This is a genomic window from Eubacterium xylanophilum ATCC 35991, from assembly GCF_000518685.1.
Lineage (GTDB): Bacteria > Bacillota > Clostridia > Lachnospirales > Lachnospiraceae > Eubacterium_F > Eubacterium_F xylanophilum.
Map to the genome: position 1 here is coordinate 24195 of NZ_JAEB01000014.1, position 14766 is coordinate 38960.

At 41.5% G+C, this 14766-nt stretch carries 12 protein-coding genes; all 12 read left to right on the forward strand.

Annotation, left to right across the window (positions count from 1 at the left end; translation table 11 throughout):
• The first annotated feature begins 305 nt into the window (after positions 1-305).
• The 12 genes from pyrE (at position 306) to ribH (ending at position 14470) form a co-directional block, all read left to right on the forward strand.
• A complete protein-coding gene (gene pyrE / locus L877_RS0103985; protein ID WP_026834985.1) occupies positions 306-980 on the forward strand; it encodes an orotate phosphoribosyltransferase in 675 nt (224 codons plus the stop codon).
• A gap of 20 nt (positions 981-1000) precedes the next feature.
• The gene (locus tag L877_RS0103990; RefSeq protein WP_034785045.1) at positions 1001-2419 is read left to right on the forward strand and encodes a CCA tRNA nucleotidyltransferase; all 1419 of its coding nucleotides are present in this window, start codon (positions 1001-1003) and stop codon (positions 2417-2419) included.
• Positions 2420-2451: 32 nt separating this feature from the next.
• Positions 2452-4350 (forward strand): GGDEF domain-containing protein, encoded by a 1899-nt coding sequence (locus L877_RS0103995; protein ID WP_026834987.1) that lies wholly within the window; start codon positions 2452-2454, stop codon positions 4348-4350.
• A gap of 86 nt (positions 4351-4436) precedes the next feature.
• Positions 4437-6590, forward strand: coding sequence for a Tex family protein (locus L877_RS0104000; protein ID WP_026834988.1), 2154 nt, complete (start codon positions 4437-4439; stop codon positions 6588-6590).
• 27 nt (positions 6591-6617) lie between these two features.
• Positions 6618-7946, forward strand: coding sequence for a hypothetical protein (locus L877_RS13380; RefSeq protein ID WP_156922981.1), 1329 nt, complete (start codon positions 6618-6620; stop codon positions 7944-7946).
• A gap of 26 nt (positions 7947-7972) precedes the next feature.
• Entirely contained in the window at positions 7973-9256 is a 1284-nt protein-coding gene (gene serS / locus L877_RS0104015) for a serine--tRNA ligase (RefSeq protein WP_026834990.1), read from the forward strand.
• 10 nt (positions 9257-9266) lie between these two features.
• Positions 9267-10070, forward strand: a complete 804-nt coding sequence (locus L877_RS0104020; RefSeq protein ID WP_051437665.1) for a YlmH/Sll1252 family protein — start codon at positions 9267-9269, stop codon at positions 10068-10070.
• The gene (locus L877_RS12085; RefSeq protein WP_051437666.1) at positions 10060-10893 is read left to right on the forward strand and encodes a cysteine peptidase family C39 domain-containing protein; all 834 of its coding nucleotides are present in this window, start codon (positions 10060-10062) and stop codon (positions 10891-10893) included. Before L877_RS0104020 ends, L877_RS12085 begins: the two co-directional genes overlap by 11 nt.
• 17 nt (positions 10894-10910) lie before the next feature.
• Positions 10911-11993: a bifunctional diaminohydroxyphosphoribosylaminopyrimidine deaminase/5-amino-6-(5-phosphoribosylamino)uracil reductase RibD gene (ribD, locus tag L877_RS0104030; RefSeq protein ID WP_084554758.1), complete on the forward strand. Its 1083-nt coding sequence runs from the start codon at positions 10911-10913 to the stop codon at positions 11991-11993.
• Positions 11994-12012: 19 nt separating this feature from the next.
• Positions 12013-12684, forward strand: coding sequence for a riboflavin synthase (locus L877_RS0104035; protein ID WP_026834993.1), 672 nt, complete (start codon positions 12013-12015; stop codon positions 12682-12684).
• Positions 12685-12723: 39 nt separating this feature from the next.
• Positions 12724-13953, forward strand: coding sequence for a bifunctional 3,4-dihydroxy-2-butanone-4-phosphate synthase/GTP cyclohydrolase II (locus tag L877_RS0104040; RefSeq protein WP_026834994.1), 1230 nt, complete (start codon positions 12724-12726; stop codon positions 13951-13953).
• A gap of 52 nt (positions 13954-14005) precedes the next feature.
• Positions 14006-14470, forward strand: a complete 465-nt coding sequence (gene ribH / locus L877_RS0104045) for a 6,7-dimethyl-8-ribityllumazine synthase (protein ID WP_026834995.1) — start codon at positions 14006-14008, stop codon at positions 14468-14470.
• Positions 14471-14766 lie beyond the last annotated feature (296 nt).

A 14766-nucleotide genomic window follows, 5' to 3' on the forward strand; every position in this document is an offset into this window, starting at 1 on the left:
GATTTGGCATGCCCCGAGAGGGGGAGAGACTTGATTGAGAAGGAGTGAGGGGCATGCCTATTTGAAAAAGAAGGATTTGGCATGCCCCGAGAGGAGTCGGTTGGCCTCTTCCTGTTTTTAGACTGTCTTAGTGCGACAGCCCCTTTTTTTCTGCGCCCTGCGTTACATACGGCTAATGAAGAAAATTGTTCTTTATACTTGCTAGAAATCCCTTAAAATGTTATAATAATTGTGTGTGTCTAGAATTTCGGTAAAATGTTCCGAAAGCTAGAGAATTCAAGACAAACCGAAGGAGAGAATCGATTATGGAACAGTACAAAAAAGAGTTTATAGAGTTTATGGTAGAGTCCGATGTATTGAAGTTTGGAGACTTCACATTGAAGAGCGGAAGAAAAAGTCCATTTTTCATGAATGCAGGGGCCTATGTGACTGGGTCGCAGTTGTCACGACTTGGAGAGTATTATGCCAAGGCGATTCATGCGGCTTATGGAGACGACTTTGATGTTTTGTTTGGACCTGCATATAAGGGTATTCCATTAAGCGTCGTTACTGCAATTGCATTTAGCAAGCTTTATGGAAAAGAGATCAGATATTGTTCCAATCGAAAAGAAGCCAAGGATCACGGTGATGTGGGAATATTGCTTGGAAGTAAGATAAAGGATGGAGACAGAGTAGTTGTCATCGAGGACGTTACTACTTCCGGAAAATCCATGGAAGAGACGATTCCGATTGTAAAGGCCCAGGGCGACGTGGAGATTTTAGGTCTCATGGTCAGCCTCAATAGAATGGAAAAGGGAAAGGGCGACAAGTGTGCCTTGGATGAGATCAAGGATCTCTATGGATTTGAGACCAATGCCATTGTAAATATGGCTGAAGTTATAGAGTGCCTTCACAACAAGGAGTGCCTTGGAAAAGTTTTGATTGATGATGAGATGAAGGCAAAGATTGATGCCTACTTTGAGGAGTATGGCGCGAAGTAAATGTGAGCCAGAGGCGAGGTATGATAGTGAAGATTCCACAGAAAGCCAATTGGATATTGGAGCAACTTGAGGCAGCAGGATATGAAGGATATGTTGTCGGAGGGTGTGTTAGAGATGCTATTATTGGCAGAGAACCCGAAGATTGGGATATAACCACATCTGCTCTGCCTGAGGATGTGAAGCGAATATTTCAGCGAACCATAGACACGGGGATTGAGCATGGAACAGTTACCGTGATGTGTGACAAAGAGGGGTTTGAGGTAACGACCTACCGCTTGGATGGAAAATATTCCGATCATAGACATCCTGACAAGGTTGAGTTTGCCCCATGTCTGGAAGAGGATCTAAAGCGAAGAGATTTTACTATCAATGCCATGGCATATAATCCCAAGACAGGTTTGATAGACTTATATGGGGGAGAGAGGGATTTGGAACTTGGCATCATCAGGTGCGTTGGCAATCCCTTGGAGCGATTTGACGAAGATGCGTTGCGTATGTTGCGAGGCGTCAGATTTGCAGGACAGCTTGGATTTGATATAGAGAAGGATACTTTGGAGGCTATGAGAAGCCTTTCCCACACAATTGTCAATGTCAGTGCGGAAAGAGTCAGAGTAGAGCTTACTAAGCTGTTGTTGTCGGATAATCCGGATAAACTGGTGGTTGCCAGTGAATTGGGACTTTTGACGGAACATTTTCCTGAGTTTAAGAACATGCTTGAAACGGAGCAGAACAATCCGCACCATCGTTATACGGTGGGGATTCACTCTCTCAAGGCTGTTGAAGAGATTCAGAAAATATATAAGTGTTTTCCCGAAGATGAGATTTGTAGCCCTTATAGGCATATGGACAGTGACGTGAAGACAGAGACTATATTGTCCTTAGCTGCGTTGCTGCATGATGTGGGAAAACCATCCCGCAAGACCACGGATGACAAAGGAATAGACCATTTTTATGGTCACGATGTGGTTGGAGAGAAGCTTGCCAAGGAAATTCTGAGGCGATTGAAGTTTGACAATAAAACTATCGATATGGTTTCTAGGCTTGTGAGATATCACGAGTATAGATACAGAGATGGATTGAAGAAAACAAGGCGGTTTTTCAGTAAAGTGGGCAAGGATGCGATGAGCTTTTTGCTTGTGTTGCAGCGAGCAGATATCAGAGCTCAGAGTGAATATCTCAGAGGAGAGAAGGAAAGTCATTTAGATGACACAGAGTGTATTTTCAAAGGGATAATGATTAATGATGACCCCATGTCAATATCTGAATTGGATATTTCGGGTGGTGACATCATAGGGCTTGGTGTGGAGCCGGGACCGGAAGTCGGAGAACTGTTGAGGGAATTGTTGGATCATGTGGTTGTCAATCCAGAGGACAACAAGAGAGACATTCTCGTAGAAATGGTTAAGAAGGCGTTGGGGACGAGAAAGTCTCGGAGATAAGAAAAAGGATTTTAGTGTGAGGTGATTTAAGTATGTATTCGAATGGGAGAAAGACAATAGGGGTGTTGTTATATAATCTCAATGGTGAATTCCAAGTTCAGATATGCAAGGCCTTAGAGAAGAGAACCAAACAAATGGGGTATAATTTAGCTGTCTTTAATACGTTCGGCGAATATGGGAAGAGCTCTAACCATTTGACAGGAGAGTTGTCCATATTTGATTTGCCACCATATGACGAACTAGATGGCATTATTGTTGCGCTTGAGACATTTACATCGGAAGCAGGAAAGTCATATGTTTTGCGCAAGATAAGGGAAGAGGCAAAGTGTCCGGTGGTAAGTCTCAGAGAATATGTGCCGGATTTTTCCAATGTTTTGGTAGATGATCTGCATGCTATGGATGGAATAATAGACCATTTAATTAATCACCATCATGTTGATGATATAGCTTTTATGACTGGGCCTGAGCAAAGAAAAGATGCGCAGTTGCGTGCTCAAAGTTATAAAAATTCGATGGAAGCCAACGGGCTTACGGTTGGAGAAGATAGAATCTTCTATGGAGATTTTTGGCGAGGGAAAGCTCAAGAAGCATGTGATTATTTCTTTGCCAATGGGAAAATTCCTGGGGCGATTGCATGTGCCAATGACGTTATGGCAATTGCAGTTATAGAAGAACTGTACAGAAGAGGATATGAAGTTCCGGGAGATGTAATTGTAACCGGATATGACGGAGATCCTTCAGGGCAGTCATTTTTGCCGGCATTGTCAACTGTTTATGTCGATTTTGAAGATATGGCCTATAAGGCAGTTAATCTCATATTAGAACATGAAAAAGATGGTGAGGTGGAGACGCTTTATGCGGATACTAAGCTTCTCATAAATGAATCCTGCGGATGTAATGATTGTGTCAACCGCGAGTCCATGAGAAGAAGAATTCTCGAGCACAAAACTGAGCTCTATAAGGAAAATCTTGAGATGCAGATCAGTTTCCTCACAATTGAACTCAATCAGGCAAAAGATATTAGAGACTTGCATAATGTGGTAAAGATTTATATTTATAATTTTGATAATTTTACCAATTATTATATATGCCTAAGAGAGGACTTTGACCAGGATGTTAAAACTATGCACGGTTTCACGGATAAGATGAGATTGTGGGTTGATATGACAGATAGGAAGGATAGAGGAAGAGTAGATGTCAAGTTTGACAAGAGGAGTCTTCTTCCGCCTGATGTTGTAAAGGAAGAACCGGTATGTTTTTATTTTTCACCTATACATCATGAGGATATGTGCTTTGGATATGCTGCAATGAGTTTTGATCACTCAAAGGACAATCCGGGTGCAAATATACGATGGAATATAGCAATTGCCAACTTCATACAATCCCAGCGAATTCAGAAGAAGATGAATAATCTTATAGACGAATTAGAGAATATGTATGTTCAGGACGTATTAACCGGTTTATATAACAGACGTGGATTTGAGAAGTACGCGAGAATGCAGTTTTCTCAGGCGCGAGCAGCTGAAACTATGATATGTGTTATGGCAATTGACATGGACGGCTTAAAGCCTATAAATGATATCTACGGACATCATGAAGGTGATTCGGCTCTCAAGAGCGTTGGATATGCCATTCGAGAAGCAGCTCATCATGGTCAGATTGGCGCAAGAATTGGTGGAGATGAGTTTGAAGTTATCTTCCCGTGCCAGGGCGAAGAAGAAGTTATAGAGTGGATTAATAACTTTAATGCCAGTATTGAAAACTATAATAAGAAATCCAATAAACCATATTTTGTTTACGCAAGCTGTGGTTATAAGATAGGAATTCCGACTTCTAATGATACTATTGAAAGCTATATGAATGAAAGTGACGACATCATGTATAAGAATAAAATAGCTAATAAGATTAGACGTAGTCAGGAATTGAGATAAAGAAACAATTAATTGCGGAATATTTTTCCCGGTGATTCGTGAGGCAGGCGCGCGAATCCGAGACAACACGCCTGTGGTAGGAAAACATGAACATTAATAGACAGATAGCCGAAGAGCTAAACATTAAGGAAACACAGGTAGCAGCAGTAGTTAAGTTGGTTGACGAGGGCAATACTATACCTTTTATTGCCAGATACCGCAAGGAGAAGCATGGAGCGCTGAATGACGAGCAGCTTAGAAATCTCCACGAGCGCCTTGTATATTTGAGAAATCTTCAGGAGAAGAAAGAACAAGTTTTGGCGAGTATCGAGGAGCAGGGTAAGCTTACTCCTGAACTCAAAAAGCAGATTGAAGATGCTATGACACAAGTTGTCGTAGATGATTTGTATAGACCATATAGACCTAAGAGGCGCACAAGAGCGACTATCGCTAAGGAAAAGGGGCTCGAGGGTCTTGCTAATATTATTCTTTTGCAACAGGCGGACTCTATCGAAGAAGAGGCAAAGGCCTATGTTGTGATAGAAGCAGATGATGATTCTAAGATTGTAGCTACAATTGACGATGCTATTGCAGGTGCGAAGGATATAATTGCGGAGTCGATTGCAGATGAACCTGATTATAGATTTTACATTCGTAAGGCGACAGCAGATGAGGGTAAGATTGTATCCTCTGCGAAGAATCCGGATGAAAAGTCAGTATATGAGAACTACTATGAGTTTGACGAGGCTATAAAGAAGATTGCCGGATATAGGATTCTCGCTATTAACAGAGGAGAAAAAGAAAAATTTCTTACAGTCAAGATTGAAGCTCCGGAGGAGAGGATAATCAGATATCTTGAAAAACAAATAATCAAAAAAGAGAATTCGGATAGTGCAAAATATTTGAAAGAAGCTATAGAAGACAGCTATAGCAGACTTATTGCGCCTTCGATTGAGAGAGAGATTAGAAATGATCTGACAGAGAAGGCGGAGGATGGAGCCATTAAAGTATTTGGCAAGAACTTGACTCAATTATTGATGCAACCACCAATCGCTGGACGCGTTGTCTTGGGTTGGGATCCTGCTTTTAGAACGGGATGTAAGTTGGCAGTTGTAGATGAGACCGGAAAAGTGTTAGATACAGTTGTTGTCTATCCAACTATGCCACAGAATAAAGTTGCGGAGACGAAGAAGATAGTCAAGGCTATGATTGATAAATACAACATCTCACTTATTTCAGTCGGAAATGGTACGGCATCAAGAGAGTCTGAGATGATAATTGTAGATATGTTGAAGGAAATCAACAAGCCTGTTCAATATGTTATTACTAACGAGGCTGGAGCTTCTGTATATTCGGCAAGTAAGCTTGCCACAGAGGAGTTTCCTAAGTTCGATGTTGGGCAGAGAAGTGCAGTTTCTATTGCGAGGAGATTGCAAGACCCATTGGCGGAGTTAGTAAAGATTGATCCAAAGTCAATTGGTGTTGGACAGTATCAGCATGATATGAATCAGAAGAAGTTGGCAGACCAGCTTAACGGAGTTGTGGAGGACTGCGTTAATAATGTAGGAGTTGACCTCAACACAGCATCAGCTTCTTTGCTTGAATATGTCTCTGGTGTTTCAAAGCCGATAGCTAAGAATATTGTTGCATATAGAGAAGAGAATGGAAAGTTTAAGAATAGAAAACAACTTCTCAAAGTTGCAAAACTTGGTCCTAAGGCTTTTGAGCAGTGCGCCGGATTTATGAGAATCAGCGATGGTGACAATCCACTGGATGGCACAAGTGTTCATCCGGAGTCATATGAAGCTGCAGAAAAACTATTAGATAAGCTTGGTTATTCCAAGGATGATATCAAAGGTGGTTTGGTAGGCCTCTCGTTGTTGGCAAAGGATAAGGCCAAGATCGCAAGTGAACTTGGCATTGGCGAAATCACATTGAAGGATATCATAAAGGAACTTGAAAAGCCGGGTAGAGACCCTCGTGAAGAATTGCCTAAGCCGGTACTTAGGACAGATGTCCTTGAGATGAAGGATTTGACAGAGGGAATGATATTAAAGGGAACAGTGAGAAATGTTATAGATTTTGGCGCATTTGTAGATATTGGTGTGCACCAAGACGGACTCGTTCACGTATCTAAGCTCACAGATAAGAAATTTGTCAAGCATCCGCTTGAGGTTGTGAGTGTAGGTGATGTAGTTGAGGTTAAGGTTCTCGCTGTGGACATGGAAAAGAAGAGAATCCAGTTATCGATGATTCTATAATTTTCCAATGATAAAAAGGGGATTCGAATGATGATTAAGAATAGAAATAAGCTGACTAGAGTGCTCAGTGCGTGCTTGGTAGGGGTTATGCTCATATCTTCTTCGGCTTGCACTAAGAAAGAAGAGAAGAAGATAGAGCCTATAGAGATGCCAAAGCAGGAAGAAAAAGTGCTGTATCAGAAGGAAGACTTAGAGATTCCTGATGCGTTAGATGCTGAGTTTAGCTATGATGGCACCTATACTGGCAATGATTTCTCGGGATTTGTTGCAGATCTTCAGGGTAATCCCGCTGTTTACTCGGCTAAGGTAAACAGAGAGGGAGAGGAGTATACTGCGAGTGTCTCCAGGTTCACCCTCAAGGAGAACAAGAAGAGTTGGAAGAATGAAGAACTCTGTGAAAATGCTCTTAGTAAGTTCATGAATAACAAAAAGGAGCAGTATCCTTGGACCAAGTTCACAATCAGTCAGTTTAGACGAGGGGATAACGGAACATTGTACTGTGTCTTCACATATTACATGAAGGAAGACCAGGAAACTAAGGGCAAGAAACTCACTGAAGTTGTGCCATATGTTTCTATCCTTGAATTGGGAGAGGACTCGGATACAGTCAATGAGATTTTACTTCCGGGATTTGATACCAAGGGAGATGGATTGGTCATGGCCGGTCAGAGAAGAAGAGACGAGCCGGGAAATCAGAATATCATCTCTGATTATCATGTTTTTGAGGATGGGAACATTCTTCTCATCAAAGAGGAGAGTGGAGTTTTCTCGGGAACACTTGTAGATGGAGAAAGTGGCCAGACTATCGAGAATATAGGTGTTCTTGTGACACAGAGAAAGAGAGTGGGATTCCTTGAGAGCGAGTATATATATCTCTCGCCAGAGACTAAGAAGTTTCAGGTAGCTAGCATTCCGGACAAGGAAGTTATGAATGAAATGGGAGATAATATTGATGAAGCGGTGATGGATGCGGATTGGTTCTACTCCGTAAATCCTAACACATGGGCGCTATACTTCTATTCGCCAGCTGGAATTTACAGATCTGACAGCTACCAGACAGACAAAGACTTAACTCTTGTGACGGAAGTTGAAGAAGAGAGCGTAGGTGGCGAAGTGCAGTTGCTGGATTTCTTCGCGGCAGATGACGAGGATTTCTATCTCTGTTATGTGGAGACCAAGCAAGAGTACAGAGAGATAACAAGAACATATAATATAACCAGATATTCCAAGACTGACAGAAAAAATAAGAATGCTAATAACAGTCAGAAGGAATCAAGTGCCCCGGAAAATGGGAGCGCAATGCCTGTTAATGGCGATGAAAATAAAGAAAAAAATGAAGCAGATAGCTTTGAATAATAAAGATTTTTGGAGGAAAAACAAAGATGTTAGATATTAAATTTTTAAGAGAGAATCCTGATATTGTAAAAGAGAACATAAAGAAAAAGTTCCAGGACAAGAAGTTACCTCTAGTTGACGAGGTGATAGAGCTCGACAAGCAGAGTCGTGAGGCGAAGGGAGAGGCAGATGCACTCCGTGCCAGCAGAAAGAAGATTTCCAAGGAAATTGGTGGCCTTTATGCACAGGGCAAGAAGGAAGAAGCTGAAGCTATGAAGGCGGAAGTTGAGAAGAATGCCAAGAGACTTGAGGAGCTTGAGGCCAAGGAAGCAGAGCTTGCTGAGAAGGTTCGCGAGATTATGCTTGTAATTCCTAATATTATCGACGACAGTGTTCCAATCGGAAAGAATGACGAAGAGAATGTTGAGATAGAGAAATTCGGTGAGCCGGTTGTGCCTGATTTTGAAATTCCATATCATACAGATATTATGGAAAAATTCGACGGGATCGACCTTGATGCTGCAAGAGATGTGGCAGGAAATGGTTTCTACTACTTGATGGGAGATATTGCCAGACTTCACTCAGCAGTAATCGCATATGCAAGAGACTTCATGATTGACAGAGGATTTACATATTGTGTTCCTCCTTTCATGATCAGAAGCAATGTAGTAACAGGCGTTATGAGTTTTGAGGAAATGGATGCCATGATGTACAAGATTGAGGGAGAGGATCTCTACCTAATCGGAACAAGTGAGCATTCTATGATTGGTAAATTTATCGACAAGATTTTACCGGAAGAGGAACTTCCTAAAACTCTTACAAGTTACTCTCCTTGCTTTAGAAAGGAGAAGGGTGCCCATGGAATCGAGGAGCGCGGTGTTTACAGAATTCACCAGTTCGAGAAACAGGAGATGATCGTCGTTTGTAAACCAGAGGATAGCATGATGTGGTTCGATAAGCTTTGGCAGAATACAGTTGACTTGTTTAGAAGTCTCGATATTCCTGTTAGAACTTTGGAATGCTGTTCAGGTGACCTTGCTGATTTGAAGGTTAAGTCAATTGATGTTGAGGCTTGGTCTCCGAGACAGAAAAAGTACTTCGAGGTAGGAAGTTGCTCGAACCTCGGCGATGCTCAAGCGAGAAGACTTAAGATTAGAGTAAATTCCAAGGACGGAAAGTACTTTGCGCACACACTTAATAACACAGTTGTCGCACCACCTCGTATGTTGATTGCATTTCTTGAGAACAACCTCAATGAAGATGGTTCGGTAAATATTCCGGAAGCCCTCAGACCATACATGGGTGGAATGGAAAAAATCGAAGTAAAATAATATAACTAATATGCAATTTGCTTGGAGCTTTGCTTCAAGTAAATTTGCTGTTTTAAAAGGCGATACAATGGAGTTTAATAAGAGAATTATAGACTTGGCAAATAGGGCATATAATAATAATCAATATACATTTACATCTTTTCTGTCAGAGGCAGAAGTTGCGGAGTACTATTCAATAAAAGATGATATTGATTTTGTGCGAAGTGATATATATGGTGGTTATGAGATGGCCTCGAGATGTGTTGTCAGATTTGGAGATCCGGAGTATCTTGGCTATGAGGAGAAGTTCCCAGTAGATATAATCCATATAGAACCCTTGTCCAAGAAGTTTTCTGAAAAATTAGGGCATAGAGATGTGTTGGGAGCCCTCATCAATCTTGGAATCAAGAGAGAGGTGCTCGGAGATATTATTATCGGTGACAAGGATTGGTATGTGTTTTGCCTGAGAGACATTACTGAGTTCATCCTTGATAATCTCACTAAGATAAGGAGAACTAATGTAAAACTCAAGGTAGAGGACGAGCTTTCTGTGGAATACGAACCGGAGAGAATACCGGAAGAACATATAGTTTCCTCGCCTCGAATTGATGCCATTATAGCCAAAGTTTATAAATTGTCAAGATCTGCGGCAGTAAATATGTTTAGAAATAAGCTTATTTTTGTAAATGGTCGTCAGATGGAAAATAACGCAGGAACTCTTGGAGACGGCGATATTGTGAGCGTAAGAGGTATGGGTAAATTCCAGTATGATGGAATTATTAGAGAAACTAAGAAGGGGAAATATACTATAAAGGTTGAGAAATATGGAAAATAACAAGTATATTAGAATAGCTTTTACCATATCTTTTGTTATTTTATTAGCGGTAGTATTAATGATTCCGTTCACATTGAAAAGTGAGATGGAACGGGGAAAAGGTGCAGAGCCATCGGCCACACCAGTTGTTGCGTCTCCGCCAAGTGCACCTATAGTAGATACGACTTCCGCTGAGGAAGTGGACCCGGAGGATAAAGTGTTTTCTTTCTTACAAGGACCAAAGTCGTGGGAACAGAGAATTGCATGGTCCGGAAAGTGGAGCCAAGAGGAGCATGACGGTGCCAAGTTTGGCGCATTCGGTTGTGGATTTTGCTGCATGGCGAATATTTATACGACTATTTCCAGCAGTGCTACGGAGGGAGTATACTATTCATCATCGCCCATTGATATATATAAATATAGCAAGAAGATAACTCATTATCCGGGTGGATGCGCTATTTCATGGCAACAGATGAGTAAAGTGCTGAGATATGCGGGGTGTGAGAACAGACTTCGCAAGAAGACGACCTATGCTCGTTTCAAAAAAAGTGTCAAGGCCAGTCAGGCAACTCTCGTAGTTGTCTCCAGTGACGATAGTGAGATATATTGGAAGAATACAAGTGGCCACTATGTGACTATTTTTCTATATAATGAGACTGATGATACAGTGTTTTTGGCGGACTCCGGAGATCCTAATCACAACAGACATAGGGTTCCGCTCAAGTATATTTACAAGTCTCTGAAAAAGAATAATGACTATCAGTACATGCCTGTGTATTCGTATAGCGAGGAAAATGATAAGTGGAGACATCAGGGCATTAACGGTGATTGGGTTGCACCATAATACCCATAGGAGATATTATGAATAGAGAAGAAAGATATATGCAAGAGGCTTTGGAAATAGCCCGAACAGCAGAAGGACACACGTCTCCAAATCCCATGGTTGGCTGTGTTGTGGTAAAAGATGACAGGATAATTAGCAAGGCATGCCATGAGAAATATGGTGAGTTTCATGCTGAGAGAAATGCTCTCTTGAGGTGTGAGGAAGATGCCAGTGGAGCGGAGCTTTTTGTAACTCTCGAGCCATGTTGTCATCAGGGCAAGACCCCACCTTGCACAGATATTATAATTGAAAATAATGTCTCAAAAGTATATGTGGGATCCATGGATCCAAATCCCAAAGTTGCCGGGAATGGAGTCAAGATACTTAGAGAACATGGAATTGAAGTTCAGACAGGTGTTCTTGAGGGAGAATGCCTTGAGTTAAACGAGATTTTTTTCCACTATATCACAAGTAATAGACCATTTGTTGCAATGAAATATGCCATGACTTTAGATGGCAAGATTGCCACATATACAGGTGATTCCAAGTGGATTACCGGTGAGATTGCAAGAAATCATGTTCACCAATTAAGGAACAAATATTCCGCCATATTGGTTGGAATAGATACAGTTTTAGCAGATGATCCAATGCTAAATTGCAGGCTGGATGGAGGAGTGAATCCCGTAAGAGTAATCCTTGATTCCAAGCTTAGAGTTCCTCTTGAATGCAACCTTGTAAGGACTGCCAAAGATATATCTACAATTGTAGTATATACGAAAGAAAATCCTGGAGCAGTTGACAAATTAAAGGAAAAGGGTATAACATGTATTAGAATTGAAGGAGAAGACCAGGTTAATCTTGATTGCCTGCTAGATATTCTCGGAGAGAGAAATATAGACAGTGTCCTAGTAGAGGGCGGTGGAAGCATTCACGGATCATTTTTGAAGGAAAGACTGGTTGATAGAGTATATGCATATATTGCGCCTAAGCTTATTGGCGGTTGTGATGCCAAGAGTCCCGTTGAGGGATGTGGTATCCAATTGATGCGGGATGCTTTGGAATTGAACAAGACAGAGATAATCACTTTGGGAAATGATATTTGTGTGACTGGTAGACTTTGAGGAACAGGTGTTAAATTAGATGTTTACAGGAATTATTGAAGAGATTGGTATTATTGAGAATATTAAGAGAGGAGCTACTTCCGGGCAGCTCACGATTAAGTGCAGCAAGGTTTTGGAAGATGCAAAGCCAGGAGATAGCATTGCCGTTAATGGCGTATGTTTGACTATCACAAGCATGGGAAGTAGCAGGTATACAGCGGATGTGATGACCGAGACCATGGATAGAAGTTCACTTGGAAATATGACTAAGGGGACGCGAGTAAATCTCGAGAGAGCTATGGCAGCTAATGGAAGATTTGGCGGCCATATTGTAGCCGGACATGTGGATGGTGTTGGAACCATCGAGAGTATTCACAGAGATGAGATTGCTATTTGGTACAAGATAAGTGTCAGTCGGAAAATTTTACGATATATCGTAGAAAAAGGATCTATAGCAATAGATGGAATTAGTCTCACAGTTGCTGAGGTGACGGATTCTAGCTTTAGTGTTTCTGTGATTCCGCATACTCAAGGAGAGACCAATCTGATTGATCGAAAAGTTGGAGACAAGGTTAATCTGGAGTGTGACATTATAGGAAAATATGTCGAAAAACTTGTGCTTGGCGGAGCTTCAGCAGATGATTCGAAGAACAATACTGGAGGAGAGACTAAGCTTACTGAGAGTTTTCTTGCTGAAAACGGCTTTATATAAATATTTATTAAGTTTAATAGAGAATAAAGGAGAATAAATATGCAGGATGATAATAGACTTGGAACTGTGGAGGATGCCCTCAGAGATCTCAGAGATGGGAAAGTGATTCTGGTAATTGATGACCCGGACAGAGAGAATGAAGGTGATCTCATATGTGCCGCAGAGCATGCGACGCCTGAGAACATCAATATTATGGCAAGCTTGGCAAAGGGGCTTATATGTATGCCTATGAGCAGTGAAATGTGCAATAAGCTTGATTTGGGGCAGATGGTTGATGTAAATACAGATAATCATTCTACAGCCTTTACGGTTTCTATTGATCATGTGGATACTACAACCGGTATTTCCGCTTTTGAGCGCTCTTTGACAGCGATTCGCACAGTCAGTGACGATGCAAAGCCTGAGGATTTCAGAAGACCCGGACATATGTTTCCACTGGAGGCCAGAGAGGGAGGAGTCCTCAAGAGAGCAGGCCATACGGAGGCAACTGTCGATCTCATGAAGTTGGCGGGTCTCAAGGAATGTGGTCTTTGTTGCGAGATTATGAGAGAAGACGGTTCTATGATGAGAACCCCGGAACTCTTTGATTTTGCCAAGGAACATGGCTTTACGGTTATCACCATTGAGGAAATAATTCGCAAGAGATTGGAAAGCGAGATGCTTGTGGAGAGAAAAGCAGACGCAAAGCTCCCAAGTAAATATGGTGATTTTGAGATCAAGGGATATGTTAATAAACTCAACGGAGAACATCACGTAGCGCTGACCATGGGTGATATATCTGACGGTGAGCCGGTACTTTGTAGAGTTCATTCAGAATGTCTGACAGGAGATGTATTTGGCTCCAATAGATGCGATTGTGGAGAACAGTTGGAAAGTGCCATGAAGATGATTGCCAAAGAGGGAAGAGGAATACTTCTCTATATGAGGCAGGAGGGAAGAGGAATTGGACTTATAAATAAGTTAAAGGCCTATGAACTTCAGGAGCAGGGATATGATACTGTGGAGGCCAATGTGAAGCTTGGTTTTCCACCAGACCTCAGAGAGTATGGAATTGGTGCCCAGATTTTGTGTGATTTGGGAGTTAAGAAGCTCAGGTTGATGACCAACAATCCAACCAAGATTGCAGGTTTAAGTGGTTACGGAATAACTATTGAGGAGCGCGTTCCAATTCAGATCAAGCCTAAGAGAGATGACTTTAAGTATCTCTTGACAAAGCAGGAAAAGATGCAGCACATGACAAACTATATCAAAGAAGACAAAGTCGACTAGATAGTTTTGTACAATATATTTTAAGAGAAATATTCTCAGAATGGAGGAACTAATGAAAGTTTTAGAAGGAAAACTCACAGGAAGTGGGATTAAAGTAGGTATTGTTGCAGCGAGATTTAACGAGTTTATCGTTTCCAAGCTTGTTGGAGGAGCAGAAGATGCGCTCAAGAGACATGATGTTGACACAGAAAAAGACGTGGATATTGCTTGGGTTCCGGGTGCATTTGAAATCCCATTGGTAGCTAAGAAGATGGCTGCATCAGGAAAGTACGATGCTGTTATCTGCCTTGGTGCGGTGATAAAGGGATCAACAACTCACTATGATTATGTATGTAATGAGGTGAGCAAAGGTGTTGCAGCAGTAGGATTGGAGACAGGTGTTCCAACAATATTCGGTGTTGTGACTACAGATAATATAGAGCAGGCAATCGAGAGAGCCGGAACTAAGGCTGGCAACAAGGGATTTGATGCTGCTACAACTGCTATTGAGATGGTCAATTTATGTAAAAACTTTTAATTATATTTGAGTTAAAAGAAATAAATACACAAAAAACAACCCCCACAAAAGCGAGTTTATCGTCAATGTGGGGTTTCCTCTACATACGGATGATTTCTTGAAAATCGTTTTTCGCGGGGGGGGGTGGGGCAGTACGGCAATATCTCAAGTAACCAAGAATCTTGCCGTACTTTCAGGTCATGCACTAACGCTTGTCACGACCTCTTTTAAGATATTACGGAAATTTATTCAAAATTCTAGAATTTTGCCGTACTCTCAGGTCAAGCACTGAAGCTTGTCACGAGCTCTTTTAAGAT

What these genes read in the sequence shown, in the direction of transcription:
- ribD (WP_084554758.1), top strand. Translation starts at nt 10,911, where the DNA reads ATGAATAGAGAAGAAAGATATATGCAAGAGGCTTTGGAAATAGCCCGA.
- L877_RS12085 (WP_051437666.1), top strand. Translation starts at nt 10,060, where the DNA reads ATGGAAAATAACAAGTATATTAGAATAGCTTTTACCATATCTTTTGTT.
- L877_RS0104040 (WP_026834994.1), top strand. Translation starts at nt 12,724, where the DNA reads ATGCAGGATGATAATAGACTTGGAACTGTGGAGGATGCCCTCAGAGAT.
- L877_RS0104035 (WP_026834993.1), top strand. Translation starts at nt 12,013, where the DNA reads ATGTTTACAGGAATTATTGAAGAGATTGGTATTATTGAGAATATTAAG.
- L877_RS0104000 (WP_026834988.1), top strand. Translation starts at nt 4,437, where the DNA reads ATGAACATTAATAGACAGATAGCCGAAGAGCTAAACATTAAGGAAACA.
- L877_RS0103995 (WP_026834987.1), top strand. Translation starts at nt 2,452, where the DNA reads ATGTATTCGAATGGGAGAAAGACAATAGGGGTGTTGTTATATAATCTC.
- L877_RS0104020 (WP_051437665.1), top strand. Translation starts at nt 9,267, where the DNA reads ATGCAATTTGCTTGGAGCTTTGCTTCAAGTAAATTTGCTGTTTTAAAA.
- L877_RS13380 (WP_156922981.1), top strand. Translation starts at nt 6,618, where the DNA reads ATGATGATTAAGAATAGAAATAAGCTGACTAGAGTGCTCAGTGCGTGC.
- serS (WP_026834990.1), top strand. Translation starts at nt 7,973, where the DNA reads ATGTTAGATATTAAATTTTTAAGAGAGAATCCTGATATTGTAAAAGAG.
- pyrE (WP_026834985.1), top strand. Translation starts at nt 306, where the DNA reads ATGGAACAGTACAAAAAAGAGTTTATAGAGTTTATGGTAGAGTCCGAT.
- ribH (WP_026834995.1), top strand. Translation starts at nt 14,006, where the DNA reads ATGAAAGTTTTAGAAGGAAAACTCACAGGAAGTGGGATTAAAGTAGGT.
- L877_RS0103990 (WP_034785045.1), top strand. Translation starts at nt 1,001, where the DNA reads ATGATAGTGAAGATTCCACAGAAAGCCAATTGGATATTGGAGCAACTT.